Below are 26,393 nucleotides of genomic sequence, written 5' to 3'. Positions count from 1 at the left end.
GGTCCTAGAGGTCGGAAGGGTCAAGAAAGTCGGCGCGGCGCGGCGTGAACGCGTCGATCAGCGTGCCAGGGGCGAGACAGACGCAGCCGTGCATGGCGAGGGACGGAATGACGAAACTGTCACCGGGGCCAACCTCGACGGCCTCCCCGGCTACGGAAAAGCGGAAGCGGCCGCTTTCCACGTAGGTCGACTGGATGTGCAGGTGGTTGTGCAGCTTGCCCTCCGCGCCGGCATGGGCAAAGCGAAACGCCACGACCATGAGTTCCGGGCATTCGGAGAGCACCTGGCGTGTCACGCCAGGATCCGTTGCAACGACGGGAAAGCTCTTCAGCATCGGGGCCTCATCGGAACAGGGAGGGGAGCCACAAGGACAGGGCGGGGATGTAGGTCACCAGCAACAGCGCCGCGAAAGCCGCGCCATAGAAGGGCCAGATCGTCTTCACCGCCTCCCAGACCGTAATACGCCCGACGGCGCAGCCGACGAACAGCACCGAGCCGACGGGCGGCGTACACAGGCCGATGCCCAGATTGAGGATCAGGATCACGCCGAAATGCACCGGATCGACCCCATAGGCGGCCGCGACCGGCAGGAAGATCGGCGTCGTGATGACGATCAGCGGCGACATGTCCATGAAGGTGCCGAGAAACAGCAGAATGACGTTGATCAGCAGCAGGATGATGATGGGGTTGTCTGATATCCCGCGCAGCAGCGCGACCATCTCGGCCGGAACCTTCAGGAGGGCCATCAACCAGCCAAACGAGGCTGCGCAGCCGATCACCAGCAGCACCATCGCGGTGGTGCGGACCGCCGCCATGGTGGAGGCGACAAAATTGTCCCAGGTCATCGTGCGATAGGCCAGGACGGTGACCAGCAGCGCATAGACCGCAGCAATGCAAGAGCTTTCCGATGCGGTGAAGACACCGGAGCGCACGCCGAAGAAAATGATGCCGATCAGCATCAGGCCGGGAATGGCATTGGCGAACAGGAAGCCGACCGCCCCCCAGCCGGGAAAGGCTTCGGTGGGATAACCCCGGCGCTTTGCCACCCACCAGGCTGCGGACATCAGCGACAGCGCCAGCAGCAGGCCGGGGATGATGCCGGCGGTGAACAGGTCGGCGATCGAAATGCGGCCGCCGGCTGAGATCGAGTAGATGATCATGTTGTGCGATGGCGGGATCAGCAGCGCGATGATCGAGGAGACCACGGTGACGTTGACCGCATAGTCCACGCCGTAGCCACGCTCCTTCATCTGCGGGATCATCAGGCCGCCAATGGCGGAGGCATCGGCAGCCGCCGAACCCGAGATGCCGCCGAACATGACGGAGGCTGCGATGTTGACCTGACCGAGACCGCCACGCATGTGCCCGACGGCGGCTCCGGCAAGCGCCACGAGACGGCGCGCAATGTCGCCGCGCACCATCAATTCGCCGGCAAAGATGAAGAACGGGATCGCCATCAGCGCAAAGACCGAAACGCCGGAATTCAGCCGCTGGAACACGATCATCGGCGGCAGGCCAAGATAGACGACGGTGGCGAAGGACGAGATGCCGAGGCAGAAGGCGACCGGCATGCCGATCAGCAGCAGGAAGCCGAACGTCCCGAAAAGAACCCAGAACTCCATGTCACGCCTCCGCGCTGTCAACTTCGCCGAAGCGGGCGGTGGGGAGGCCGGCGGCCCGGCGCAACAGACGTTCAACCGAGAACAGGAAGATCAGCACGCCGCCACCAACCAGCGGCATGAAGTCGACCGCCCCGGAGAGGCCGAGCGAAGGCAGCTTGACGTTCCAGGCAGAAACGCAGAGCTCCAGCCCGTACCACGCCATCCCTGCCCCGAAGGCCCCGACCAAGGCGTCAGACAAGCTGAACAGCGCAAGCTTGACCCGCGGCGGCACGACGTAGAGCAGGATGTCGAAGCTGAGGTGATAGCCCTCCCGGATGCCGACAGCAGCACCGAAAAAGATGAACCATCCCATAAGGATAACGGCAAAGGGCTCGCTCCAGACAATGCTGTCGTTGAGCACATAGCGAAAGAACACCTGCGCCGCGATGATCGCGGTCATCAGGGAAAGGCCCACTCCGGCGATCCAGAGGGCCAGGCGGGAGATCGTCCCGCAAATCTGGGCAAGCGCGTGCATGATGACCTGAAACCAACAGCGAAACAAAAAGCCCGCGCCGGGACCCGGCGCGGGCATGCGGGCTCAGGTCATTCGGTGGCCTGGATCCGGGCAACGAGATCCTTCAGCTTGTCCGAGGTGACATGCTTCTCGTAGACCGGCTTCATCGCGTCGATGAACGGTTGCTTGTCGATCTCGGTGATCACCTGGGCACCGGCGGCGCGGACCTTTTCCTCTGACGCCTTTTCACGAGCGACCCACAGGTCACGCATCAGCGGAACGGCATCCTTGGCTGCCTGACGGACCGTCGCCTGATCTTCGGCCGACAGCTTGTCCCAGCTGGACTTCGACATCACCAGGACTTCCGGCACCATCAGGTGCTGGTTCAGGGTGTAGTATTTGGCGACTTCGAAGTGACCTGAGGATTCAAACGAGGGCCAATTGTTCTCGGCCCCGTCGATGACACCGGTCTGGATCGAGGAATAGACCTCGCCATAGGGCATCGGCGTGGCATTGGCGCCAAGGGCCGTCATCATGTCGACGAAGATGTCGGACTGCATGACGCGGACCTTCATGCCCTTGAGATCGTCGACCGAGGTGATCGGCTTCTTTGAATTGTAGAAGCTGCGCGATCCGCCATCGAAGAAGGCCAGGCCGACATAACCGTGCTCTTCGAAGGCCTTGAGAATGTCTTCACCGATCGGGCCGTCCATAACCTTGTGCATGTGCTCGGTCGAGCGGAAAATGAAGGGTAGCGAAACGACCTTGGTCTCCTCGACCAGGTTGTTGAACGGGCCCATCGAGACGCGGTTCATGTCGATGACACCGAACTTGGTCTGCTCGATGGTGTCCTTCTCCTGCCCCAGCTGGGCGGAGTGGAACACCTCGATGCACAGCCGGCCGTTGGTCCGCTCCTCGAGCAACTTGCCCATCGCCTTGACCGCCTCGACGGTCGGATAGCCATCCGGGTGGGTGTCGGACGACCGCAAGGTGGTCTCGCAGGCCATGGCCGACCCGGTCATCATCACGCTCGCCAGGAGCGCTGCCTTCGCCAGTTTCATAAAAGTCATGGTTTCTCCTCCCATCAGTAAAACCGGTCAGAGCCGGTAGGCTTGCCGCGCAAGCCGGTAGGCAAGGTCGTGTGCGACCTCGCGCGCCTCGTCGCCATCCAGCCGCCCGGAGGCGACAAGACCGGCTAGGAAGGCACAATCCACGCGCCGCGCCACATCATGGCGGGCGGGGATCGAACAGAACGCCCGGGTGTCGTCGTTGAAGCCGACTGTGTTGTAGAACCCGGCCGTTTCCGTGGTCATCTGGCGGTACCGCGACATCCCCTCCGGACTGTCGAAGAACCACCAGGCGGGGCCGAGCCGCAGTGCCGGATAGACACCGGCAAGCGGAGCGAGTTCCCGCGAGTACGCCGTCTCGTCCAATGTAAAGACGATGACGGTCAGATCAGCCCGCATCCCGACGGCGTCCAACAGGGGGCGCAGGGCGTGAACGTAGTCGGTGCGTGTTGGAATATCGAAGCCCTTGTCTCGCCCGAAACGGGCGAGCACATCTGCGTTGTGATTGCGTGCCGAGCCTGGATGGATCTGCATCACCAGCCCATCATCGAGACTCATGCGGGCCATTTCCGTCAACATCTGGCCACGAAAGGCATCGGCCTCCCCAGCCGTACAACGGCCTTGCATGGCCTTGTCAAACAGGGCGGCGGCTTCGGCCTGCGGCAGATTTTCAGTGCGGGCGGTGGGATGGCCGTGGTCCGTCGAAGTCGCGCCGAACTGCTTGAAATAGGCCCTGCGTGTTCTGTGTGCCTCGAGATAGCCGTCCCAGCTTGTCGCCCGGGTTCCCGCCAGGGCGCCGAGTTGCTCAACCGCCGCGGCAAAACCGGGCATTTCCGGATCCACGACCTGATCAGGGCGGTATGCAGTGATCACCCGGCCCATCCAGCCGCTGTCACGGATCATCGCATGCCAGCGCAGATCATCCAGCGCGCCTTCTGTCGTCGCCAGCACCTCGATGTTGAAACGGTCGAACAACGCACGCGGACGGAACTCAGGCCGGACAAGGCAGTCGGCGATCTGGTCGTAGATCTCGTCCGCCGTTTCTGCGCTTAGGCGGCGGGTGACACCAAACACATCGGCAAAGGCATGATCGAGCCAGAGACGGGACGGCGTGCCGCGAAACACATGATAATTCTGCGCGAACAAGCGCCAGATGCTGCGCCCATTGGTTTCGATCCAGCCACCATCGACGCGTGGAACACCGAGCTTTTCCAGGGGGATACCCTGCGAGCACAGCATCCGGAAGACATAATGATCCGGGGTGACGAAGAGCTGCGCCGGATCCGGAAAGGCGGCGTTTTCAGCGAACCAGCGCGGGTCCGTATGGCCATGCGGACTGACGATCGGAAGGCTCTGGATGTCGGCATACAGATCACGCGCCAGGGACCGGGCTTCCAAGTCCAGCGGGAAAAGTCGGTCCGGATCCGGTATCGTCACTCTTGTTCTCCTCCCTGAGGCCGACTATTGCGGTTCTTTGACTGCTTGGTAGTCGGCAACAAAACTAATATGCTAGTATGCAAAGCGAGTCAACGGAGGTACGGATGTCAGGATCAGTGCAACTTCGGGCCATCGAGGCCCTGAACCGGCCGTCGGTCGCCGATGCCGTTTTTGATGCGCTGCACCGGCAGATCCTGTCGCTTGAACTGCCGCCGGGCACGAAGATTTCCGAGGTGGATGTTTCAAAGGCTTCCGGCGTCTCGCGCCAGCCAGTCAGAGATGCTTTCTATCGCCTGTCCAAGCTCGGCTTCCTCACCATTCGCCCGCAACGGGCGACCTGTGTCTCGGTGATCTCGGAAAGCGCCGTGTTGCAGGCCCAGTTCATCCGGACGGCCATCGAGGCCGAGACCGTGCGTATTGCCTGCAGCAAGCTGACGTCTGCGGACCACGCCGTGCTGGACGGGTTGCTCGACCTGCAACGCAAGGCGATCCAGGAGGGACGTCCGCTCGACTTCCAGGCGCTGGATGACCAGTTCCATCGGGAGATCTGCGAGCGGTCCGGGCATGGTCATGCCTGGGAGATCATCCGCGAGAACAAGGCGCATATGGACAGGGTGCGCTACCTGTCCCTCGCCTTTGCCTCGAATGAAGCGTTCGAGGATCATTGCAAGGTCATGGATGCGATCCGCACCCGCAACGCCGAGCTGGCCGTGAGCGACATGCGCACGCATCTGGCGCGCATTCGCACCCAGATCATCCGCATCCGCGCCGAGCACATGCAATATTTTGCACAGGAGCCGGTGGAAGACTGAACGGCCTGGCCGCAGTCACCTCACCGCAGTGAAAAAGGAACGATGCCTCGGGCACGCTGATCGACGAGGAGTTCCTTGTCGAGCGCCGGGAAGGCGCGGTCCTGACAATCGCTGCGCGGACAGATCCGGCAGTTGATGCCGATGCGCGCGGGATTGACCCGGTCGGTCAGGCCGAGCTCGTCTGCATAGATGATCATGTCGGCGTATTTCAGCTCACACCCCAGCCCCAGCGCATAGCGCCGCTCGCGCTCGCCGAACCGGGCGGCCGGCTTTGAGATGGAGCGGGCGAGGCAGAGATACTGGCTGCCGTCAGGCATCTCGCCGACCTGCGCCTGCAGCCGCCCGTCGCGATTTTCGAACGCCTCATGCACGTTCCAGACCGGACAGGCCCCACCGTAACGGGCAAACTGGAACCGCGTCGCGCTGTGCCGCTTGATCACATTGCCTGCGCGGTCAACTTTCAGAAAATAGAATGGCACGCCCTTTTCGCCGCTGCGCTGGAGCGTCGAGAGCCGATGACAGATCTGCTCGAGACTGGCCCCGGTCGTCACCATCAGCCGGTCGAGATCATGGCGGTAGGACTTGGCCAGCGCCAGGAAGCCGCCATAAGGCAGCAGCAACGCGCCTGAAAAATAGTTGCGCAGGGCCAGACGGCAGATGTCGCGCGCGGCCTGGCTGCGGAACCCAGCCTTTGACACATGCCCGGAAATCAGCGGGTCGGCAGTCAGGTCCGCGATCAGGCACCCAAGCTGGAACTCCATCGCCGCCCGTGGCAGCGCCCGGTCCAGCGTCACCGTTTTGCTGCGCGGGTTGAAGGCGGTGATCGGGCCATCCGGCCGGGTGCGCTCGGCCACATCCACCCGCACGCCATGCGTCTCGAGCAGGAAGCCGGCGAGGACGGCGAACCGGTCCGGATGCCAGGCAAGACCGAGGCGGTCGGCGAGGGTTTCCGCGCTGACATCCAGGGCGTCGACATAGTTGTCGATGTAGTGGAAGTGATCGCGCACCTCATCGAAGGGCGGCACCATGCGCGGCCCCCGTCCAGCCGCTTCCCCTTGCGAATCCAGGGCATCGTCAAAGGACGCCTGCTGCTCGCTCATGCGCCGCAGCCCGCCATATAGGCCAAGCACGGCGCGGGCGAAATCCGGCGTATGGGTGGCAACGCTTTTCAGGTCCTGCAGGCCGACGCTGCCATCGTGGAAACGGGTATCGGCAAAAGCCTCGCCGAGATCGGCGACGAGCCGGTCAAGGTCGCTGGCCTCGAAACTGGCAAGATCAGCGCCGAATTCGCGGCTGACGGCAATCAGAACCGAGGCCGAGACCGGACGAATGTTGCTTTCGAGCTGGTTGACATAGGAGGGCGACAGATCCAGCCGGCTGGCGAAGGCGACTTGTGTCAGCCCCGCGCGCTCGCGCAGCTTGCGCAGCACATGCCCGGCAAAGAGTTTCTTGGCCATGCCTATTCGCGCCCCCTCAAATTGCGAAGAATTTGCAATTTAACATATCACTTCTTTGCATATCGCTACAACCCGTCAAAACGGCTAGGGTCTTGTGAACCGGACGTGACCACACGCAAATCCGGGGTGAAGGCAAGTGAGCCATTGGCGGGAGAGAGACATGCTGGATACCGTTTCTGAGAACTGGCATCGCGCGGCTGAATTCACGGCTCGCCCGGCGGGCGTCATTCAGGCGGAGGAGCGGGTGTCGCTGCTGACCGACCGGCAGAAGGACGTGATGCGCATGCTGGCCGAGGGCATGATCAACAAGCAGATCGCCCATCGCCTCGACATCTCCGTCGCCACCGTGAAGACCCATATCGCAGCGGCCGTGCGCCGGATGAAGGCCCGCAACCGCATCCACGCGGTCGCCATGCTGATCCGCGCCGAGACTTTTGCCTGAGTGACAGCAGTCCAGGCCAGGCAACTCGGCATGACTCATGGCGCGGCACCTCCATGTGCCGCGGCCATTGCCGCCAACTCGGCGGCCAGTCCGGCGCGCAGCGCCTCAGGCGCGATCAGTTCGGCCCCAGGCCCCAACCAGCGCAGCAACGGATAGAGCCGTTCGGCGGACGTATCTGCCAGCCGCACCCGGACGGCCCCAGTGCCATCCGGCGTGAACAGCGCGTGGCGATAAAACCAGTCCTGCGACAGGCGCCGGGCCTGTTCTGCAGTCACGCGGAGCTCTGCAAGGCCGTCCTCCTGCGCCCAGCGCCGCATGGCGCGGGACAGCCAGGCGCCGCCGAGCAGGGATTCGACCGAGAACTCCTTTGGCGCGCGAAAGCGCAGGCCGGTGACCGTCAGATTGCGCAGCCGGTCCGCCCGATAGATGCGCAGGTCATCGGCATCGACAGAACGGCCGGCAAGATACCAGAGATTGCGGTCAAACAGGATGCCATAGGGCTCGACTTCGTGTTCGCGGATCTCGTCCCGCGCCGGATTGCGATGTTCGAAGCGGACACGGCAGCCGGCCAGGATCCCTTCCATGAACCCGTCCAGCGCCGCCTGCCATTCGCCCACCGGCGGCGCCTGGGTTGCGTGATGAAACACATCCACCGCCATGGGCTCAATGCCGATGATGCGCTCGGCCCGGGACAACAGATCCTTGGCGCTTTTCGGCAAGGCGGAAATCAGCTTGCTCTCCGCCGTCTCCAGTTCGCTCGCCAGAGGCGTCGCGCGGATGCCGCGAACAAAGGCCAGGGCGACGAGCAGCGCCGCCGTCTCCTTGCGGGTCAGGGCAACGGGCGGCTGGTGATAGCCGCCGGCGAGCCGATAGCCGCCCTCCGCCCCCCGCTCGGCCTCGACGGGCACGCCGAGGGCAATCAGCCGGTCGACATCCCGGTAAATGGTACGCAAGGACACGGTGAAGCGTTCGGACAAGGTGGTGGCACTCACCAGCTTGCCGGCGGACAACACCAAAAGGATGCCAAGCGCGCGGTCGATCGGGTTCATGGATCCGGCTTGTTCTTGAGGCCTTGGGACGATTCGAAAAAAATCTATACGCTAGGAACAAAACAAGATCAAAGCTGACTCGCAGCTGTCAGGATTGACCTGTCAGTGTCTCCTCAAGGCGGATCACCCGCCGGACAGGAGAAACACAATGCACGCAGGACAGGACGCAGCCCAGGCCCAGGCTACACCGGGACACCCATCCGGCTTCCGCACGCTTATTCAGCTGATCATCGGCAGCATCCGGCGACACGGTGAAATCCGCCGGGCACAGCGCGAACTGTCGGCGCTGGATGCACGCATGCTGAAGGACATCGGCCTGATGCGCGGCGACGACGGCGGGTGGCAGGTCGACCGAACCGGTGCGGAGCCCTTGCAACGCCACAGGACACTGAAGCGGTAAAACAAAAACAGGATCACAGCCGGTCCGGGCTGTGATCCTGTTCGCAAGTGGGCGCAGCTCCGTCGGAGCACTGCCTCAGGCGAGGCGGTGCGCGTCGTACTGACCGCGCTCGCGGAACCGGTCGAGATAGGTCGGCAGCACGGCTGCCAGCGAGGACGGGTTGATGCCCATGCCTGCCAGCGTGCGGCCGGCCTGCTCAGCCTCTGCGGAGACGACATTGTCCACCTTGAGCATGCGGACCTGATCGGTGGTCAGCAGCTTGCCCGGCAGCCGTTCCAGAATGCCGGCCTGAAGGCCTGCAATCCCGAAAGGTATCGGCAAAAGCAGGCGCTGGCGCTGGATGACCTCGAGCATCAGTTCCATGCACTCCTTGAAGCTCTTCACTTCAGGGCCGCCCAGCTCATACACAGCGCCCGGCGTCAGCTCACCGTCGACAGCCTTGGCAACGGCTTCGGCGACATCACAGACATAGACCGGCTGGAACTTCGTCATCCCGCCGCCGATCAGCGGCAGGGCTGGAGACATCCGCGCCATGGCAGCAAAACGGTTGAAGAACTGGTCTTCCGGGCCAAAGACAATGGAAGGCCGCAGGATCACGCTGTCCGGCAGCGTTTCCAGCACCGCCGCCTCGCCGGCGGCCTTGGTGCGGGCATAGTCCGCATCGGAAGCCGCATCCGCACCGATGGCGGAGAGATGCGTGATGGCGGAGAGCCCGGCGCCGCGGGCCGCTTCTGCGATGGCGCGCGGACCAAAGGCCTGCACTGCGTCGAAGGTTTGCTTGCCGGAAGCCGCCAGAATGCCGACCAGGTTGACCACCGCATCCGCGCCTTCAACCGCCCGGTCGACCGACCAGCGATAGCGCAGATTGGCCTGCACGGGCATGATCTGCCCGACGCCGCCGAGCGGCTGCAGGTGCTCGGCCAGGTCCGGCCGGCGCACGGCCGCGCGGATCCGGTAGCCACGGCGCGCCAGCGCCTGAACCACATGGCGGCCGATGAAGCCCGAACCGCCAAACACTGTTACGAGTTTTCCGTTGAGCGCCTTGGACATGCCTGCCGCTCCCTGTCGCGTCGCTTGAGAAATCCGAATGCCGCCCCACAGCGGCTACCCGAGGGTTCTTAGCCCTTTGCCAGCCCAGTGTGAAGGCACGATGTACACAAACACATTTTTCCTCAAAAGCCCGATTGACAACCCCCCGGGCCATCCTTAAAAGCCCCTCTCACAGCCCAGGTGGCGGAATTGGTAGACGCACTAGCTTCAGGTGCTAGCGCTCGAAAGGGCGTGGAGGTTCGAGTCCTCTCCTGGGCACCAAATCTGCTTCGGATCACTACCAGATCCGAATGAAAAAGGTCCGGTTCGCCGGACCTTTTTTCGTTTTGGCTTTTCTTTTCAGCTGCTTGACGATTGGTCCACGCACCGCGCGCGCCTTTGTCCGACGGTTTATGGCACCCCGCGCTCCCGCTGCAGGACATCCGCAAACCGTTTGCCGGCTTCGTGCCTGAAGGTCTCGCCGGTCGGCTCTGCCGACCGGATGAGATCGACGCGCAGATGTCTGAAATCCTCAGCCCGTTCACACCAGATTGTGAGAAGCCAGCTTTCATCGAATGCGGTCAGTCCAAGCGGCCTGGCAAGGCGGGAGGACGGCTGTCCGCTTCGGCTGACATAGTCGATCCGCAGCCTCTGTCGATCGCGAATGGCAACACGAAGCCTGTCATGCCGGTTCCGCTCTTCCGGTGAAGACACGAGCGAACTCGGCCCGGCTTCAAGCGGGGTCGAAATCATCGTCTCGCGGGCGTCCTCGCCAATCGACGAGGCGATCTTGGCCGACACACGTCCTGCTGCTTCAGCCAGATGGGCTCCGCCTCGCTCGGCCACCAACCGCATGCCGAGGGCAATTGCCTCAAGTTCGTCGGTATCAAATCGCAGCGATGGCTTGAAATAGCCGCGTTCCATTACGTAGCCGATGCCGCCCTCCCCACGAATCGGGGCACCCATCGCCTGCAGATCGGCGATGTCCCGGTAAACCGTGCGCACCGAGACGCCCAGGAGCTGCCCGAGTTCCCGCGCCGTTGTCGGCCGCAGGCGCGAGCGAAAATGATCCATCAGCGAAAAGAGCCGGAACAGGCGCATGCGAACCGCCACTGCCAGAAACTGTCACTCCCTCCCTTGATACACGACGGGCCGACAACAACGGAGGTTCAAATGCGCAAGCACTGCGCGGCAGCGGCGATGGCAGTCCTTTTCGGCCTGACCCCTGCTTCCCTTCATGCAGACACCGGAGCCACCCGCATGACAGAAGACATTCACGAAACCATCACCCGCATGACAGACGCCTTCGCAAGGGGCGATGTTCCTGGGATCCTGTCCACCTATGAGCCAGACGCCGTCGTCGTCCCGGCACCGGGGGCGGCGCAGAGCGGTACTGTGGCGACAGGCACAGCAGAACTGGCAGCCATGTTCCGTCAGTTTGTTGATGCGGGTGTCGCCTTCTCCTACGGCGGCCACGAGGTGGTTGTCGCCGGTGACATCGCCCTCCATCTGATGCAATGGACAGCCCCTGGTCCGGGTGGACGCACAACGGCACTGTCTGTCGCCGTTCTGCGCAAGCAGCCGGACGGGACATGGAAAATGGTTCTTGACCATCCTTTCGGAGATACGGTGATGCACCAGGCGAACTGACGGCTATCGCCGGGTGCGCTCCCGCACCCGGCGAAGCGGCGTCCTGTCCATCCTTCCTTTACCCCGTTCCCAGCTTTTCGAACGGGATATAAAGAAAGCTTTATATCTGAATTGCAGGGGCGGGCGGCGCGGGGTATAAGGGCGGCGGTTGCTGCAGGGGGACCGGCCGGATCGCGGCTGGCGCGCCTTGTGGCCAGATGCGTTTTCCGCCCCGCGCCGGGCCACCGGCCCGTCAGACACAGGACATTTTCATGACCGACTATATCGTCAAGGACATCAAGCTCGCCGACTGGGGCCGCACCGAGATCGAGATCGCCGAAACCGAGATGCCGGGGCTGATGGCCTGCCGCACTGAATTTGGCGCTTCCAAGCCGCTGAAGGGCGCCCGCATCGCCGGTTCGTTGCACATGACGATCCAGACGGCTGTTCTGATCGAGACCCTGGTCGCCCTTGGCGCCGACGTCCGCTGGGCCTCGTGCAACATCTTCTCGACCCAGGACCAGGCCGCTGCCGCGATTGCCGCTGCCGGCATCCCGGTGTTCGCCACCAAGGGCGAGACGCTGGAAGAATACTGGGACTACGCCGACCGCATCTTCGACTTCCCGGAAGGTGCCAACATGATCCTCGATGACGGCGGCGATGCCACCCTCTACATCCTGATCGGCGCCCGCGTTGAAGCCGGCGAGACCAGCCTGATCGAGAACCCGAAGTCGGAAGAAGAGGAATACCTCTTCGCCCAGATCAAGAAGCGCATGGCCAAGAACCCGGGCTGGTTCACCAAGCAGCGCGACCTCATCCAGGGCGTGACGGAAGAGACCACCACCGGCGTGATGCGTCTTTATGAGATGCAGAAGAAGGGCCAGCTGCCGTTCCCGGCGATCAACGTCAACGACAGCGTCACCAAGTCCAAGTTCGACAACCGCTATGGCTGCCGCGAATCGCTCGTCGACGGCATCCGCCGCGGCACCGACGTGATGATGTCGGGCAAGGTCGCCGTGGTCTGCGGCTACGGCGACGTCGGCAAGGGCTCGGCCCAGTCGCTCGCCGGCTCCGGCGCCCGCGTCATCGTCACCGAAATCGACCCGATCTGCGCCCTGCAGGCCGCGATGGACGGCTTTGACGTCAAGACCCTCGACCAGGTTGCCGGCACCGCCGACATCTTCGTCACCGCCACCGGCAACAAGGACATCATCACCCTCGACCACATGCGGGCGATGAAGGACATGGCCATCGTCTGCAACATCGGCCACTTCGACAACGAGATCCAGGTTGCTGCGCTGAAGAACTTCCAGTGGCGTCCGGTCAAGGACCAGGTCGACATGGTCGTGTTCCCGGATGGCAAGCGGATGATCCTCCTGTCGCAGGGCCGCCTCGTGAACCTCGGCAATGCCACCGGCCACCCGAGCTTCGTCATGTCGGCGAGCTTCACCAACCAGGTGCTGGCCCAGATCGAACTCTTCACCCGCGGCGACCAGTACCAAAACGAGGTCTACGTCCTGCCGAAGCACCTCGACGAGAAGGTTGCGCGCCTGCATCTCGACAAGCTCGGCGTCACGTTAACCGAACTGTCCGACGATCAGGCCCAATACCTGGGGATTGCGAAGGCCGGTCCGTTCAAGTCGGAACACTACAAGTACTGATTTGGCACTAGCCAGACACTACATATGGTAAGGATCCGCAGTCTTACCCTGCGGAAAAGCACGATACACAGGCCCCGCCCCAAAGCGGGGCCTGTTAACTTTTCAGCAACAGACTCTTTAGCGTGATTCTCGAACGCGGTATGGTCAGGACGAATCAGGGGAAACGAGGCATTTCCTTGAGGACTCCGGCCTCCGGCCGGACTTACAGGCGGCGAATGAGGATCACGAAATGCCGGCAGTCGGCGTGTCACGCTTGCGCATCAGCGCAGGGCGACGGAAGCGGATTCTGAAAAGGATATCCCTTTCCGGCGTCAGCATCCTGGCCATGCTGGCCAGTGGCGGCGACGCACTGGCGGCGGCGGAGGCCGCTGTCGTTGCACCGGCGCAGATGGTCTGGCTGGCCGCACTTGGCGGCGCCTGCGTCTTTGCCATCACGGCCTCGCTCGCCTATGTCCGCAACCGCCGGATATCTGCCGAAAAGATCGCGGGAATGTCGGCAGAGATGCTGGACCTGCGCCTCACTGTCGACCGCCTCGAATCCATGCTCGATACCGACGGCCAGCGCATCATCGCCTGGACCGACGCCGGTGAAAGCCATGGCACCCGCATCGGCACACGCCCTGGCGTGTGGGGCGTGCTGCCGGAGAGCTCCGGCGTTCCGCGCGCGCCGGCACAACTGCTTGCCTTTGGCAGCTGGCTCGAACCGAAATCGGCCGAGCAGCTCGAGGACCATCTTCTGCGCCTGCGCTCAGCCGGCGAAAGCTTTTCCCTGACCCTTGAGACCCGCGAACAGACCTTTGTCGAGGCGGTAGGCCGCACGGCGGGTGCCTCGGCCGTTCTGCGCCTCAGTGACCTGACCGGCGACCGGCAGGCGCAAGCCGAACTCGGCGCGCTCAACGCACGCCTGGCTGGCGAGCTGGCAACGCTGCGGGCCCTACTGGAAGCGATGCCGGCCCCGGCCTGGCAGAGCAACAGCGAGGGCCGGATCACCTGGGCCAATTCCGCCTATGCCCACGCCGTGGATGCTGCCGACCCGGCGCGAGCCGTCGAGGGCAACATCGACTTCCTGGATGCTGCCGCGCGCGAAGCGATCCGCCGCGACCGCCAGGCAGACGGCGCTTTTTCCGCCCGCATGCCCATCGTGGCAGCCGGCGAGCGCCGGATCTTCGAAGTCACCGATGTGCGCAACCTGCAGGGCGGCGCTGCGCTGGCCATCGACGTGTCGGAACTTGATCGGACGCGCAAGGAACTGCTGCGCACCGAGGAGTTCCACGGGCGCACGCTGGATCAGCTTGCGACGGCGGTTGCCATCTATGGCGCGGACCGGAAGCTTCAGTTCTACAACGCAGCCTTCCGTGCGCTGTGGGATCTCGACCCGGCCTTTCTCGATGCGAACCCGGAAGACGGAACCGTTCTCGACACGCTGCGCGCCGGCCGCAAGCTGCCGGAACAGGCGGATTACCGCGTCTGGCGCACCAAGATGCTGGAGAGCTACCAGTCGCTGGCGGCGCGCGAATTCTGGTGGCACCTGCCGGACGGCCGCACGCTGCGCGTCATCGCCAACCCGCATCCGCAAGGCGGTGTCACCTATATCTATGAAAACGTCACCGAACGGCTCGACCTGGAAAGCCGCTACAACGCGCTGATCCGGGTCCAGGGCGAAACGCTGGACAACCTGTCTGAAGCCGTCGCCGTGTTCGGCTCCGATGGTCGCCTGCGGCTGTGGAACCCGGCCTTTGGCCGGATCTGGCATCTGCCGGAAGAGAACCTTGCCACCCTGCCGCATGTCAACGAAGTGGTCGACAACTGCGCGGCCACGTCCAACGAGGCCGAGGCCTGGCGGCAGCTGGCCGGTTCTGTCACCGGTCTGATGGACAGCCGGACGCATCTTGCCGGCCGCATGGAGCGGCGCGACGGCATGGTCCTCGACTATGCCACCGTGCCCCTGCCGGATGGCGGAACGCTGGTGACCTTCGTTAACGTTACCGACAGCGTCAACGTCGAGCGCGCCCTCGTGGACAAGAACGAGGCGCTGCAACAGGCTGATGGCCTCAAGAACGCCTTTATCCAGCACGTGTCCTATGAGCTGCGCTCGCCGCTGACCAACATCATCGGCTTTGCCCAGCTTCTGTCCGACCCGAAATTCGGCGATCTGTCCGACAAGCAGTCGGAATATGCCGACTATATCCTGTCGTCCTCCTCGGCGCTGCTTGCCATCATCAACGACATTTTGGATCTGGCCACCATCGACGCCGGCATCATGGAGCTGGATCTCAGCGAAGTGGATGTAGGGCGCACCGTTTCCGAAGCCGTCGAAGGCCTCAAGGACCGGCTGGCGGAAGCCAACATCACCCTGCGCACCCATGTGCCGGACGACATTGGCACAATGCTGGCGGATGAGCGCCGGCTGCGCCAGGTGCTGTTCAACCTGATTGCCAATGCTGTGCGCTATTCCGAGGAAGGCGGCGTGGTCGACATCACCTGCGGCCGGCGCGGCAGCAGCATCGTGTTCACGGTGAAGGATCGCGGCTGCGGTATTCCGCAGGACATGATAGAGGCGGTGTTCAACCGTTTTGTCGGCCATGATTCCGGGGCCCGCAGGCGCGGAGCCGGTCTCGGCCTTTCCATCGTCAAGAGCTTCGTCGAGCTGCATGGCGGGGAAGTGGAGATCGAATCCCGCGAAGGCGCCGGAACCACGGTCACCTGCATCTTCCCGGCCCGGCCGGAAGCAAGCGGCCGCGTTGCCGCCGAATAAGGACTTTCATGGCGCCTGTTTCCGCCACCGAGCTTTTCAGCCTCGATCTCGTCAATGAAGCCGCGACTATCCGGCTCGCGGAAGATCTGGCCGCCCTCCTCTCCGCCGGTGATCTGATCGCCCTGTCCGGGAACCTCGGAGCCGGCAAGTCGACCTTCGCCCGTGCCCTGCTGCGCGCCTTTGCAGCCAACAGCGCGCTGGAGGTTCCAAGCCCGACCTTCACGCTGGTGCAGACCTATGACCTGCCGCGCCTGAGCGTGTCGCATCTCGATCTCTACCGGCTGGAAGATCCGGAAGAGCTGCTTGAACTCGGGCTCGATGAACTGGTGGCCTCCGGCGCCGCTCTGGTCGAGTGGCCGGAAAAGGCCGGGCACCTGCTGCCTTCCGGTGCCCTGTTCCTGACGTTCAGCGCCGGCCACGACGACGACGGCCGGCATGTGGTGTTTTCGGCCGACGAGGCCGGGACGGCCGCCCGCTGGGGCGCAAGGCTCGAGCGCACCATCGCCATCCGCAGCCTGATGCATGCGGCCGGCTGGGGCCAGGCCTCCCGCCGCTACCTGATTGGTGATGCTGCCGCCCGCACCTATGAACGGCTGCATTACGACGGCGCCAGCGCCATCGTCATGAATGCACCGCCGCTCTACACGCTGGCTGCACCTGGTGAAACGCCGAGCTATGGCGAGATCGTCCACCGCGCCCGCACCATCGCGCCGTTTCTCGCCCTGACGACGGAACTGCGCCGACGCGGCTATGCCGCCCCCGAGATCCTTGCCGCCGATGAAGACCGCTGCCTCATCGTGCTGGAAGACCTGGGCACCGATACCATGGTGCACGACCACGCGCCGATCCCGGAGCGCTACGAGGCTGCAGCCCTGCTGCTCGCCGACATGCACGCGAGTGCGCCCTGGTCCGAGACGCTGCCTTTGCCCGGAGGCGGCAGCTACACGATCCCGGCTTATTCCCGCCGTGCCCTTTTGACGGAAGCGGACCTGTTCCTCGACTGGTACGTGCCCTGGCGTGCCGGTGTTCCGGTGTCGCCGGACTTTGTTCCCGCCGATGTCCGCGAGGAGTATCACGCGCTCTGGCACAAGGCGCTGGATGACATCGCGCATGCGGAAACCGGCTGGGTGCTGCGCGACTATCATTCGCCCAACATCATCTGGCGCGAGCAGCGGCACGGCATCGACCGGCTCGGCCTCATCGACTATCAGGACTGTGTCATCGGTCCGCTGGCCTATGACGTGTCGTCGCTGGCGCTCGATGCCCGTGTCGACATGCCACACGAGCTGGAACGGTATCTGGTCGACCTTTATGTCACCGCGCGCCGCACGGTCGACACGCGGTTCGATCCCGAACCCTTCCATGCCGCTTATGCGGTGACGGCCGCCCAGCGCGTTGCAAAAATTCTCGGCCTGTTCATCCGCCTGAACCTGCGCGAGGGCAAGCCGGGCTACATGGCGCATCTGCCACGCATGGCCGGCTATCTCGACCGGGCGCTGGCCCATCCGGTGCTGGCCGACCTGAACCACTGGTTCCACAAGCGGATCGGCGGCTGACACGGCGATAAGACCCGGCGACAGCTGCAACCGTCTGCCGCTGCGCGGCGCACTTGCACTCCCTCCGCGAAGCAGTCACAGCTAGGGCAGCATGGCTTGAGACCATGCTGCCCTTTTCTTACTTTCTGGCGAACCGTCGTTCGCACTCCAGTCAGGTTCCTGTCATGTCTGCCCGCCCGTTCCGCCCCCACACCGCCATGATCCTCGCCGCCGGTCTCGGCAAGCGCATGCGACCGATCACGGCGACGACGCCGAAGCCGCTGATCGAGGTGAACGGCAAGGCGCTGATCGACCACGGGATGGACAAGCTGGCAGCTGCGGGCGTGAAGCGCTGCGTCGTCAACGTGCATTACCTCGCCGACCTCGTCGAGGTGCATGCCCGGCGGCGTCAGGACATGGAAATCATCATCTCCGACGAACGCGACAGTGTGCTGGAGACGGGCGGCGGCGTGGTCAAGGCCCTGCCGTTGCTTGGCAATGACCCCTTCTTCCTGCTCAACGCCGACACGGCCTACTGGATCGAGGGCGTGAAGCCCAATCTCGAGCACATGATCGACGCCTTCGATCCCGAGCGCATGGACGGCTTGCTGCTCATTTCCGATCTGATCAATTCGGTCGGCTATGAGGGGCGCGGCGACTTTCTGATGGACACGGAAGGCCGTCTCACCCGTCGCCCGGAACGTTATGTCACGCCCTTTGCCTATGCCGGGGCCGCGATCTTCTCGCCACGCCTGTTTGACGGCGCGCCGGAGGGCAAGTTCTCGCTCAACCTGCTGTTTGACCGGGCCATTGCCGAAGGCCGCCTGCATGGCGTCCTGATGGAAGGCATCTGGCTGCACGTCGGCACGCCGAAGGACATTGCCGCCGCCGAGGCCGCCGTCCGCGAAAGCGCCGACTGATGCCGGCGGCGCGGCGGATCTTCACCATCCCGGCCTCTGCGGATTTCTCCCGCGAGTTGATCGTGGCGCTGGCCGAAGGCCGGCTGATCGAGGGCTTCCGGCCGCTGGACGATCCGCTGCTCCTGTCCACCGTCACGCTCTACCTGCCGACACGGCGCGCGGCGCGCAATCTGCCGGCGCTCGTGCAGGAAATCTTCGGCGGCCGTCCGGTGCTGTTGCCACGCATCCGCCCGCTCGGTGATGTCGACGAGGAAGCGCAGGTGCTGGAGGCGGTGGCCGATGGCGAGGCACTGCCGCCTGAGCTGCCGCTGCTGGAACGCCGTCTCGCCATGACCCGGCTGGTGATGAGCTGGAAGGCGGCCCTGCGGCGTGAGGTACTGCGGCTTTCCGCCGACGAACCGCTTGGCCTGCCGGCCTCCGCCGCCGACGCCGCCTGGCTGGCGGGAGATCTCATCACGCTGATGGACGAGCTGGAGACGGAGGAAGCGGACTGGTCCGACCTCTCCCGCCTGGTGCCGGATGACCACGCCCGCTACTGGCAGGTGACGCTGGAATTCCTCGACATCGTGCGCAAGGCCTGGCCGGCCTATCTCGAGGAATGCGGCGCGATGGACCCGAAGGCACGCCGCTCTGCGCTCATCCGCCGCGAGGCCGCGCGGTTGCACCAGTCGCCCCCACAGGGCCCGGTCATCGTCGCCGGCTCCACAGGATCGGTTCCGGCCACGGCCGAGCTGCTCGCCGCCGTCGCCGACCTGCCGCGCGGGGCCATCGTCCTGCCGGGGCTCGATCTCGACATGGATGACGCCTCGTGGGAGGCGCTCGGCGACGCGCCGCAGCCGCGCCTCAGCGCGAAACATCCCGCCCCCGCCTTTACCGAAGGCAGCGTCAGCGGCCATCCGCAATATGGCCTGAAGCTGCTGCTCGACCGGCTGAAGGTGCTGCGCCGCGACGTGCTGGCGCTCTGCCCGCCGGAAAGCCCCCGGCTTGTCGCCCGCGCGCGCCTCGTCAGCGAGGCCCTGCGCCCGGCTGCCACCACCGACCGCTGGACCGGCTATCTTGCCCGCGTCTCGCCCGAAGAGCGGGCGGAGGCGCTGGCCGAAGTGGAACTGCTCACCGCCCGCAACGAGGCCGAAGAGGCGCTGGCTGTCGCCATTGCCCTGCGCGAGGCGCTGGAGCGCGGCGAGACGGCTGCCCTCGTCTCGCCCGACCGCCTGCTCGCCCGCCGTGTCGCCGAGGAGCTGGGCCGCTGGTCGATCACCGTGGACGACAGCGCCGGGCGACCGCTCGACCAAACGCCGCCCGCCGTGCTCGCCATGCTCGCCGCCCGGCTGGCACTGGAAGGCTGCGTGCCGCTGGATCTCCTGGCGCTCCTGAAACACCCGCTTGCCCGTCTTGGTTTGCCGGCAAAGGAAATCCGCGCCGCGGCCCGTTCGCTGGAACGCGGCGTCCTGCGCGGTCCCTTGCCGCGCCTGGGCTCCGGGGGGCTGGTCGAAGCCATCGCCGCCGCGCGTCTGGCATCCGAGGGCGCGCATGTGCCGCGCTGGAAGAAGCTGGTCGAGGCGGACTGGACCGCCGTGGAGGATCTCGTCGCCCGCCTGCGCACTGCCCTTGAGCCGCTGGAGCGCCTGGCCGGGCAGGTGGAACCCGTGCCCGTTGTCGAGCTGGCCAGCGCCCATGCCGAGGTGCTGAAGGCCATCGCCGGCGACGAGACGGGCAGCGAGGCGGAACTCTATCGCGGCGAGACCGGCGACGCGCTGGCCCTCGCCCTCGCCGGCCTGATGGAATCGGGCCGCGCCGGGCTTGCCGTGCCGGCGCGCGAGTGGCCCTCCGTGTTCTCGGCGTTGATTGCGGGCACAGCCGTGCGCCGCCGGCTACCGGGCGATCCGCGCATCCAGATCCTCGGGCCGATGGAAGCGCGTCTGCAGCGGCCGGATCTGGTCATCCTTGGCGGCCTCAACGAGGGCGTCTGGCCGCAGCGCACCCGCAACGATCCCTGGCTGAACCGGCCGATGAAGCGCGACCTCGGGCTGGAACCGCCGGAACGCCGCATCGGCGCCGGCGCGCATGACTTCGTGCAAGGGCTGGGCGCGCGGCGCGTGATCCTGTCCCGCGCGGCCCGTGCCGATGGCGCGCCAACAGTAACCTCGCGCTGGCTGCAAAGGCTGCTGACCCTGGCCGGACCGCAGGCAGAGGCGGAGATGGCCGCGCGCGGCCGCCGCTGGCTGGACCTCACCACCCGTCTCGACCGCCCGGACGGACCGGTGACCCCTGCGCCCCGACCCGACCCGAAGCCGCCGCTGCCCGCCCGGCCGCGCCAGCTGTCGGTGACGGAGATCGAGCGGCTGGTGCGTGACCCTTACGCCATCTTCGCCCGCCGCGTGCTGGGTCTCGAGCCGGTCGATCCGGTTGGCGGTGCACCGGGGGCGGCAGACAAGGGCACGATCATCCACGACGCGCTGGCGCGTTTTCTCGCCGACTGGGATGGCCCCTTCGATCACACCGCCGTCGCCCGCCTGACGGAAATTGGCGAGGAGGTGTTTGCGCCGCTGGATGCCTTCCCGGCCGTGCGGGCGCTGTGGTGGCCACGCTTCCTGCGCATCGCCGAAGGTTTCGTCGCCTGGGAGCGTGCGCGCGACCCCCGTGTCTCCAACCGCTTCGTCGAGATCGGCGGCGGGGCGGAGCTGGTGCTGCCGGGTGCGGACTTCCGGCTGACGGGCCGCGCCGACCGCATCGATCTCCTGACCGACGGCACCCTGTCGGTCATCGACTACAAGACCGGCCAGGCACCGAGCCAGAAGCAGGTCGATGCGCTCCTGTCGCCGCAGCTGCCGCTGGAAGTGGCGATGATCGCCCGTGGCGGCTTCGCCGGCATTCCCTCCGAGCGGCCCGTGTCCGAGCTGCTTTACCTGCAGCTGAAAGGCGCGCGCGAGGCCTTGAGCGAACAGGGACGCACGCCGAAGGACATGAGCGTCGGCGAACTGGCGGAAGCTTCGTGGCGGCGGCTGGAAGCCCTCATCGCCGCCTATCAGGATGAAGCGAAGGGCTATCTGTCCCGCGCGCGTGTGGAAAAGGAACGCGACATGAACGGGCCCTACGACCATCTGGCCCGTGTCAAGGAATGGGCGATTGGCGGAGGAGAGGGCGAATGAGCAAGCCGCAGATCCCGCTCGCCACCCGCCAGCGCCAGGACCTTGCCTCGCGGCCCGGCGCCTCCGCCTGGGTGAGCGCCAACGCTGGCTCCGGCAAGACCTTCGTCCTGTCCCGCCGCGTCGTGCGGCTGCTGCTGGGCGGCACCGACCCCTCGCGCATCCTCTGCCTCACCTTCACCAAGGCGGCTGCCGCGGAAATGGCGACCCGCGTGTTCCGCCTGCTAGGCGAGTGGGTCGGGCTTGATGATGCCGCACTTTCCTCAGCGCTCACCGACATCGACGGCACGGCCCCCTCGGCCGCGCGGCTCGCCACGGCCCGCCGGCTCTTCGCCAAGGCGCTGGAGACCCCGGGCGGCCTGAGGATCCAGACCATCCACGCCTTCTGCGAGGCCTTGCTGCACCAGTTTCCGCTGGAGGCCAATGTCGCCGGGCATTTCTCGGTGCTCGACGACCGGCTCGCCGCCGAACTGATGGCGGAAGCGCGCGCGCGCGTCCTGCATGCCGCCGAGACGACGCCGGACAGCGCCCTTGGCCAGTCGCTGAGCCTGCTGATCACGCAGATGGGCGACAGCACCGTCGAGGAACTGATGGCAGACGCGATTGCCCGGCGCGACGCGCTGGCGCGCTGGCTGGTCGACGCGGGCGACCTGGAGCTGGCGCTCACCGAATTGCGCCAGAGCTTCGGCATCCCTGTTGGAGAGAGCGAAGCCGCGATCGCCGACGAGATGCGCAACGCTCGGCTGATCCGCGATCCCCTTGCCGTGGCCGAGGCCCTGCGCTACGGCTCGGCCAACGACCTCAAGGCTGCCGACAAGCTGGTGGCCGCCGCTGCGACGCTGAAGCCGGGCAGTCCGGGCCAGGCGAGCTTCGAGGCGGCCTGGCTCTCGGTGTTCTTCACCCAGAAACTGACCCCGACGAAGAGCCTCGCCACCAAGAAGGTGGCCGACCGATTCCCGGACGTGCTGGAGCAGATGCAGGCCGAACAGGAACGGCTCATGGTCCTCCTCGACCGGCGCCGCGCGCTCAGGGCCTTCGAGGTGACGGCTGCCATCCTGCGGCTTGCCGATGGCGTCATTGCCGACTACGAGGCGGGCAAGGCGCGGCGGGGGATGCTCGACTTCGAGGATCTGGTGGTCCGCACCGCCAATCTCCTCTCCAACTCCGATGCGGCCCAGTGGGTGCAGTACAAGCTGGACCAGGGACTCGACCACATCCTCGTCGACGAGGCGCAGGACACCAGCCCGCGCCAGTGGCAGGTGGTGACGGCGCTGGCCGAGGAGTTCTTTGCCGGCGTCGGCGCCCGACGCGGCCCGCGCACCATCTTTGCCGTGGGCGACGAGAAACAGTCGATCTACTCGTTCCAGGGCGCAGTGCCAGCCTATTTCGACGAGATGCGGCGCTATTTCGACAAGCGGGCAAGTGAGGCGCAGCAGCCGTTCCACCCTGTCGAGCTGCAGCTTTCCTTCCGCTCCACGCCGGATGTCCTCCGCGCCGTCGACAAGGTGTTCGAGGCGCCGGAGGCCCATGCCGGCCTGTCGCAGGACCTGAAGGCGCCGGTGCACGAGGCGATCCGCCGCGATCCGGGCCTCATCGAGATTTGGCCGCTGGAGGAAGAGCTGGACACCGAGGAGCCGGATGACTGGACGCTTCCGGTCGACCATCTCGGTGCCGGCTCGCCGATGCTGCGCGTTGCCCGGCGGATTGCCGAAACGCTGCGCCAGTGGATGGACGAGGGCACCGCCGGGCCGGGTGACGTCATGGTGCTGGTGCGCAAGCGCGGGCCCTTCGTCGAGGCGTTGAACCGCGAAATGAAGCGGCTCGGCGTGCCGGCCGCCGGCAGCGACCGGCTGGTGCTGACCGAGCACATCGCCGTCATGGACCTGGTCGCGCTCGGCCGCTTCATCTTGCTTCCCGAGGACGACCTGTCGCTGGCCGCCGTGCTGAAGAGCCCCCTGTTCGGCCTGGACGACGACGCGCTGCTGACGCTCGCCCGCGAGACCCCGGAGCGCCTGCGTGCGGGGACCCTGTGGCAGGCGCTGCTGAAGCGGGCCGATCAGGATGCCGCCTGGGAGGCCGTGCGGCGGCAGCTCGAGACCTGGCGCGCGCGGGCGGACTTCATGCCGCCCTTCGAGTTCTACGCCCGCCTCCTGTCGGTCGATGGCGGTCGCCGGGCCTTCCGCGCCCGCATGGGGGCGGAGGTGGATGACGTGCTGGACGAGTTCCTTGCGCTGGCCATGGGCTACGAGCAGACCGGCATTCCGGGGCTGGAAGGCTTTCTCGCCTGGCTCGCCGCCGCGCCAACCGAGATCAAGCGCGAGCTGACCAACGCCAGCGGCCTCGTGCGCATCATGACGGTGCATGGGTCGAAGGGACTGGAAGCGCCGATCGTCATTTTGGTCGATCCAGGCAGCGCACCGGCCAGCGCCATCCATGACCCGAGTTTCCTGCCCTTTCCGCGTGGGCGCGATCCGCTGACGCCGCCCGCCCTCGTCTGGCTGCCGCCGAAGGACGAGCGGATGGCCTGGCAGGACGACGCAATTGCCAACGCCCGGCAGGGAGCGGAAGAGGAATACAGGCGGCTCTTGTATGTCGCCATGACCCGCGCCGAGGACCGGCTGATCGTCTGCGGCTGGGCGCCGAAGAAAGGCCCAAAGGACGGCTGCTGGTATCAGCTGATCGCCAGCGCGCTGAAGCCGGAGGCCGTCGAGCGCAAGGGCCCGGACGGTCAGGTGATCGCCTGGGACTGGCGCAAGCCCGGAACGGCAGCCGACGCCGCGCCCGTCGCCCGGCCGCATGCGACGACGGTTGCCACCGCCCCCGCTCCCTCGCCTCTGCCCGACTGGCTCCTGCGACCTGTCGAGAGCCCGAAGCGGATGCCACGGCTGCAGCCCTCTCGCGTCTTCGAGGCCATGGAGATGAAGGAAGGCATCGAGGCGACGCCGGGCCTATCGGTGCTGGAAGCACGGCGTCAGCCGGAGGCCTGGCCGCTGGAGCGTGGCCGTCTGCTGCATCGCCTTTTGGAAACCCTGCCGGATTTGCCGGCCGGCGAGCGCGCTGCCGCTGCCGGGCGGCTCATCGCCTCCGGCCTTGCCCCCCGCTTTGCCAACCGGGCCGACGAACTCACGTCAGAGGTCCTGCGCATTGTCGAGGATCCTGCGTTCGCCGAGCTATTTGCGGAAGGGGGCCTCGCCGAAGTGCCGATCACCGGGCAGCTTGTGGCAGCGGACGGCATCACCGTGCAGGTCACCGGACAGATCGACCGGCTGGTGGTCACGGCAGAGCGGGTGCTGATCCTCGACTACAAGACCAACCGGCATGTGCCGGAGGATGCCACAGGCATTCCGCCCGACTATCTTGCCCAGCTTGCCGTCTACCGGGCATTGCTCCTTGAGATCTATCCGAGGCATGATGTCGAGGCGGCGCTGCTTTGGACATCCGTGCCGCGACTGATGCCGGTGGACAATACTGCATTGGACGCAATCCTGATGCGGCTCAAGAGCACGGCCTCCCTGACTTGACGGACGGCTTCGGCCTACCTACGTTCCAAACAACGCAACAAGGGCGAGTCTCCCCGTCGCCCGCACGTGAAAGTGACTGTCATGGCAACCAGCAAAGTGACCGACGCCAGCTTTGACGCGGACGTCCTGAACTCTTCCGAGCCCGTCGTTGTCGACTTCTGGGCGGAATGGTGCGGTCCGTGCAAGATGATCGCTCCCGCGCTCGAGGAAATCTCCGAGGAGATGGCCGGCCAGGTGAAGATCGCCAAGATCAACATCGACGAAAACCAGGCGATGGCCATGAAATATGGCGTTCGCTCCATCCCGATGCTGATCCTGTTCAAGAACGGCGAGCCGATGGCCACCCAGGTGGGCGCAGCTCCGAAGGGCAAGCTGGCCGACTGGATCAAGAACGCGCTTTGATCTGAAGCGCTGCCCCATGCATCTGCCGGTTGGCAGACAGCACCGGGCGAGGTAAAGACCACCAAGGGCCGGTTCCAGCCCCGGGCAAGCCGCAAGGGTCAAGCTGCGTGATCGCACTGCCCCGATGCCCGGCTGGCCTGCGGCGAACCGGCCTTTGCATGTGTTCCCGAAACTCAGGGATTTTGAATGATGACCGACGAGACCAACACTCCCCCGGCGGATGATGCTGCCACCGCTGCCGACACCGGCGCGGGCAACGAGGCTGGCCTTGATCCCGTCGAGGCGCTCCGGGCCGAGAACGCCGAACTCAAGGATCGCGCCCTGCGCGTGATGGCGGAAATGGAAAACCTGCGCCGCCGCACCGAAAAGGAAATCAAGGACATCCGCCAGTACGCCGTAGCAGGCTTTGCCCGCGACGTGCTGACCGTCTCCGACAACCTGCGCCGCGCGCTCGAAGCGCTGCCGGGTGATGCGCGTGACAGCGCCGATGCCGGCCTGATCGCGCTGATCGAAGGCGTGGAAATGACCGAGCGCGAGTTCTTGAACCAGCTCGACAAGCACGGCGTCAAGAAGCTCGATCCGATGGGCCAGAAGTTCGACCCGAACTTCCATCAGGCCATGTTCGAGGTGCCGAACCCGAACGTGCCGAACAACACCGTCGTCCAGGTGGTACAGGCTGGCTACGCCATCGCTGACCGCGTGCTGCGCCCGGCCCTCGTCGGCGTTGCCAAGGGCGGCCCGAAGGACGCCCCGGCCCAGGACGCCAGCGTCGACACCACCGCCTGATCGGCTGCCCGGCTTTGGTGCCGGGACGCAAGCCCTTTGCGGCCATGTCGAGACCTCTCCACTCCCCTCCCCCTCGTGGGGAGGGGTAAGGGGTGGGGGGCATGGGAGGCCGTTGAATCTCAAGGCGTCGGAAGTCAGCCTGGTCAGGAACATTAGAGCGTGTCGTATCTGACCAGATTCGGGATTCCCTTTGGTGTTGATCCGTGATTCCCTGTTTTGCATCGAAACAG

Annotated in this window: 21 protein-coding genes and 1 tRNA gene; 13 read left to right on the top strand and 9 right to left on the bottom strand. The window is 65.3% G+C overall.

Features of this window, described 5'->3' with window-relative positions; genetic code table 11:
* Positions 1–4 precede the first annotated feature (4 nt).
* The 5 genes from ACTIFE_RS10140 to uxaC form a co-directional block, all read right to left on the bottom strand.
* Positions 5–334, bottom strand: coding sequence for a cupin domain-containing protein (locus ACTIFE_RS10140; RefSeq protein WP_439529035.1), 330 nt, complete (start codon positions 332–334; stop codon positions 5–7).
* 7 nt (positions 335–341) lie between these two features.
* On the bottom strand, positions 342–1,622 hold the full coding sequence (locus tag ACTIFE_RS10135) for a TRAP transporter large permease (RefSeq protein WP_439529034.1): 1,281 nt from the start codon (positions 1,620–1,622) through the stop codon (positions 342–344).
* A gap of 1 nt (position 1,623) precedes the next feature.
* Positions 1,624–2,136, bottom strand: coding sequence for a TRAP transporter small permease (locus ACTIFE_RS10130; RefSeq protein WP_439529033.1), 513 nt, complete (start codon positions 2,134–2,136; stop codon positions 1,624–1,626).
* 68 nt (positions 2,137–2,204) lie between these two features.
* Positions 2,205–3,185, bottom strand: coding sequence for a TRAP transporter substrate-binding protein (locus ACTIFE_RS10125; protein ID WP_439529032.1), 981 nt, complete (start codon positions 3,183–3,185; stop codon positions 2,205–2,207).
* Positions 3,186–3,212: 27 nt separating this feature from the next.
* Complete coding sequence (gene uxaC / locus ACTIFE_RS10120) at positions 3,213–4,619, bottom strand: glucuronate isomerase (protein ID WP_439529031.1); 1,407 nt, start codon at positions 4,617–4,619, stop codon at positions 3,213–3,215.
* 104 nt (positions 4,620–4,723) lie between these two features.
* Here uxaC and ACTIFE_RS10115 point away from each other — a divergent pair, with 104 nt between their 5' ends.
* Positions 4,724–5,431: a GntR family transcriptional regulator gene (locus ACTIFE_RS10115; protein ID WP_439529030.1), complete on the top strand. Its 708-nt coding sequence runs from the start codon at positions 4,724–4,726 to the stop codon at positions 5,429–5,431.
* A gap of 20 nt (positions 5,432–5,451) precedes the next feature.
* Here the strand turns inward: ACTIFE_RS10115 and ACTIFE_RS10110 are convergent, their stop codons facing one another.
* Positions 5,452–6,888 carry a helix-turn-helix domain-containing protein gene (locus ACTIFE_RS10110; RefSeq protein WP_439529029.1) on the bottom strand — a complete coding sequence of 479 codons (1,437 nt, stop codon included), beginning with the start codon at positions 6,886–6,888 and terminating at the stop codon, positions 5,452–5,454.
* Between the two features lie 160 nt (positions 6,889–7,048).
* Between ACTIFE_RS10110 and ACTIFE_RS10105 the strand changes: the two genes are divergently transcribed.
* Positions 7,049–7,330, top strand: a complete 282-nt coding sequence (locus ACTIFE_RS10105) for a LuxR C-terminal-related transcriptional regulator (RefSeq protein ID WP_439529028.1) — start codon at positions 7,049–7,051, stop codon at positions 7,328–7,330.
* A 35-nt stretch (positions 7,331–7,365) separates the two neighbouring features.
* Here the strand turns inward: ACTIFE_RS10105 and ACTIFE_RS10100 are convergent, their stop codons facing one another.
* Complete coding sequence (locus ACTIFE_RS10100) at positions 7,366–8,379, bottom strand: helix-turn-helix transcriptional regulator (protein ID WP_439529027.1); 1,014 nt, start codon at positions 8,377–8,379, stop codon at positions 7,366–7,368.
* A gap of 148 nt (positions 8,380–8,527) precedes the next feature.
* On the opposite strand from ACTIFE_RS10100, the gene ACTIFE_RS10095 reads away from it, so the two are divergent.
* The gene (locus tag ACTIFE_RS10095) at positions 8,528–8,779 is read left to right on the top strand and encodes a DUF1127 domain-containing protein (protein WP_439529026.1); all 252 of its coding nucleotides are present in this window, start codon (positions 8,528–8,530) and stop codon (positions 8,777–8,779) included.
* Positions 8,780–8,854: 75 nt separating this feature from the next.
* Here ACTIFE_RS10095 and ACTIFE_RS10090 read toward each other — a convergent pair whose 3' ends face one another.
* Positions 8,855–9,829, bottom strand: coding sequence for a complex I NDUFA9 subunit family protein (locus tag ACTIFE_RS10090; protein WP_439529025.1), 975 nt, complete (start codon positions 9,827–9,829; stop codon positions 8,855–8,857).
* A gap of 174 nt (positions 9,830–10,003) precedes the next feature.
* On the opposite strand from ACTIFE_RS10090, the gene ACTIFE_RS10085 reads away from it, so the two are divergent.
* Positions 10,004–10,090 (top strand) — tRNA-Leu (locus tag ACTIFE_RS10085).
* 129 nt (positions 10,091–10,219) lie between these two features.
* Here ACTIFE_RS10085 and ACTIFE_RS10080 read toward each other — a convergent pair.
* Positions 10,220–10,909, bottom strand: coding sequence for a helix-turn-helix transcriptional regulator (locus ACTIFE_RS10080; protein ID WP_439529024.1), 690 nt, complete (start codon positions 10,907–10,909; stop codon positions 10,220–10,222).
* Positions 10,910–11,068: 159 nt separating this feature from the next.
* On the opposite strand from ACTIFE_RS10080, the gene ACTIFE_RS10075 reads away from it, so the two are divergent.
* The 9 genes from ACTIFE_RS10075 to grpE all read left to right on the top strand — a co-directional run bounded on the left by ACTIFE_RS10075 (position 11,069) and on the right by grpE (position 26,163).
* Positions 11,069–11,458 (top strand): YybH family protein, encoded by a 390-nt coding sequence (locus ACTIFE_RS10075; RefSeq protein WP_439529023.1) that lies wholly within the window; start codon positions 11,069–11,071, stop codon positions 11,456–11,458.
* A gap of 251 nt (positions 11,459–11,709) precedes the next feature.
* The gene (gene ahcY, locus ACTIFE_RS10070) at positions 11,710–13,098 is read left to right on the top strand and encodes an adenosylhomocysteinase (RefSeq protein WP_439529022.1); all 1,389 of its coding nucleotides are present in this window, start codon (positions 11,710–11,712) and stop codon (positions 13,096–13,098) included.
* A gap of 325 nt (positions 13,099–13,423) precedes the next feature.
* Positions 13,424–15,853 carry an ATP-binding protein gene (locus ACTIFE_RS10065; RefSeq protein WP_439529021.1) on the top strand — a complete coding sequence of 810 codons (2,430 nt, stop codon included), beginning with the start codon at positions 13,424–13,426 and terminating at the stop codon, positions 15,851–15,853.
* A gap of 8 nt (positions 15,854–15,861) precedes the next feature.
* The gene (gene tsaE, locus ACTIFE_RS10060; RefSeq protein ID WP_439529020.1) at positions 15,862–17,409 is read left to right on the top strand and encodes a tRNA (adenosine(37)-N6)-threonylcarbamoyltransferase complex ATPase subunit type 1 TsaE; all 1,548 of its coding nucleotides are present in this window, start codon (positions 15,862–15,864) and stop codon (positions 17,407–17,409) included.
* Between the two features lie 164 nt (positions 17,410–17,573).
* Entirely contained in the window at positions 17,574–18,308 is a 735-nt protein-coding gene (locus ACTIFE_RS10055) for a nucleotidyltransferase family protein (protein ID WP_439529019.1), read from the top strand.
* Positions 18,308–21,457 carry a double-strand break repair protein AddB gene (gene addB, locus ACTIFE_RS10050; RefSeq protein ID WP_439529018.1) on the top strand — a complete coding sequence of 1,050 codons (3,150 nt, stop codon included), beginning with the start codon at positions 18,308–18,310 and terminating at the stop codon, positions 21,455–21,457. Before ACTIFE_RS10055 ends, addB begins: the two co-directional genes overlap by 1 nt.
* Positions 21,454–24,975: a double-strand break repair helicase AddA gene (gene addA / locus ACTIFE_RS10045; RefSeq protein WP_439529017.1), complete on the top strand. Its 3,522-nt coding sequence runs from the start codon at positions 21,454–21,456 to the stop codon at positions 24,973–24,975. Before addB ends, addA begins: the two co-directional genes overlap by 4 nt.
* A gap of 81 nt (positions 24,976–25,056) precedes the next feature.
* Complete coding sequence (trxA, locus tag ACTIFE_RS10040; RefSeq protein ID WP_106752638.1) at positions 25,057–25,377, top strand: thioredoxin; 321 nt, start codon at positions 25,057–25,059, stop codon at positions 25,375–25,377.
* Positions 25,378–25,566: 189 nt separating this feature from the next.
* Positions 25,567–26,163 (top strand): nucleotide exchange factor GrpE, encoded by a 597-nt coding sequence (gene grpE, locus ACTIFE_RS10035; protein ID WP_439529016.1) that lies wholly within the window; start codon positions 25,567–25,569, stop codon positions 26,161–26,163.
* Positions 26,164–26,393: the final 230 nt, after the last annotated feature.

The sequence above is a fragment of the Pannonibacter sp. genome (genome assembly GCF_051860505.1).
Classification (GTDB): Bacteria; Pseudomonadota; Alphaproteobacteria; order Rhizobiales; family Stappiaceae; genus Pannonibacter.
Note: the sequence above shows the minus strand (reverse complement) of the source record. Positions and strands in the feature narration are given on the sequence as shown.

Coding starts and splice junctions, on each gene's coding strand:
- ACTIFE_RS10140 (WP_439529035.1), bottom strand. CDS start 334: ATGCTGAAGAGCTTTCCCGTCGTTGCAACGGATCCTGGCGTGACACGC.
- ACTIFE_RS10135 (WP_439529034.1), bottom strand. CDS start 1,622: ATGGAGTTCTGGGTTCTTTTCGGGACGTTCGGCTTCCTGCTGCTGATC.
- ACTIFE_RS10130 (WP_439529033.1), bottom strand. CDS start 2,136: ATGCACGCGCTTGCCCAGATTTGCGGGACGATCTCCCGCCTGGCCCTC.
- ACTIFE_RS10125 (WP_439529032.1), bottom strand. CDS start 3,185: ATGACTTTTATGAAACTGGCGAAGGCAGCGCTCCTGGCGAGCGTGATG.
- ACTIFE_RS10115 (WP_439529030.1), top strand. CDS start 4,724: ATGTCAGGATCAGTGCAACTTCGGGCCATCGAGGCCCTGAACCGGCCG.
- ACTIFE_RS10110 (WP_439529029.1), bottom strand. CDS start 6,888: ATGGCCAAGAAACTCTTTGCCGGGCATGTGCTGCGCAAGCTGCGCGAG.
- ACTIFE_RS10105 (WP_439529028.1), top strand. CDS start 7,049: ATGCTGGATACCGTTTCTGAGAACTGGCATCGCGCGGCTGAATTCACG.
- ACTIFE_RS10100 (WP_439529027.1), bottom strand. CDS start 8,379: ATGAACCCGATCGACCGCGCGCTTGGCATCCTTTTGGTGTTGTCCGCC.
- ACTIFE_RS10095 (WP_439529026.1), top strand. CDS start 8,528: ATGCACGCAGGACAGGACGCAGCCCAGGCCCAGGCTACACCGGGACAC.
- ACTIFE_RS10090 (WP_439529025.1), bottom strand. CDS start 9,829: ATGTCCAAGGCGCTCAACGGAAAACTCGTAACAGTGTTTGGCGGTTCG.
- ACTIFE_RS10080 (WP_439529024.1), bottom strand. CDS start 10,909: ATGCGCCTGTTCCGGCTCTTTTCGCTGATGGATCATTTTCGCTCGCGC.
- ACTIFE_RS10075 (WP_439529023.1), top strand. CDS start 11,069: ATGACAGAAGACATTCACGAAACCATCACCCGCATGACAGACGCCTTC.
- ahcY (WP_439529022.1), top strand. CDS start 11,710: ATGACCGACTATATCGTCAAGGACATCAAGCTCGCCGACTGGGGCCGC.
- ACTIFE_RS10065 (WP_439529021.1), top strand. CDS start 13,424: ATGCTGGCCAGTGGCGGCGACGCACTGGCGGCGGCGGAGGCCGCTGTC.
- tsaE (WP_439529020.1), top strand. CDS start 15,862: ATGGCGCCTGTTTCCGCCACCGAGCTTTTCAGCCTCGATCTCGTCAAT.
- ACTIFE_RS10055 (WP_439529019.1), top strand. CDS start 17,574: ATGTCTGCCCGCCCGTTCCGCCCCCACACCGCCATGATCCTCGCCGCC.
- addB (WP_439529018.1), top strand. CDS start 18,308: ATGCCGGCGGCGCGGCGGATCTTCACCATCCCGGCCTCTGCGGATTTC.
- addA (WP_439529017.1), top strand. CDS start 21,454: ATGAGCAAGCCGCAGATCCCGCTCGCCACCCGCCAGCGCCAGGACCTT.
- trxA (WP_106752638.1), top strand. CDS start 25,057: ATGGCAACCAGCAAAGTGACCGACGCCAGCTTTGACGCGGACGTCCTG.
- grpE (WP_439529016.1), top strand. CDS start 25,567: ATGACCGACGAGACCAACACTCCCCCGGCGGATGATGCTGCCACCGCT.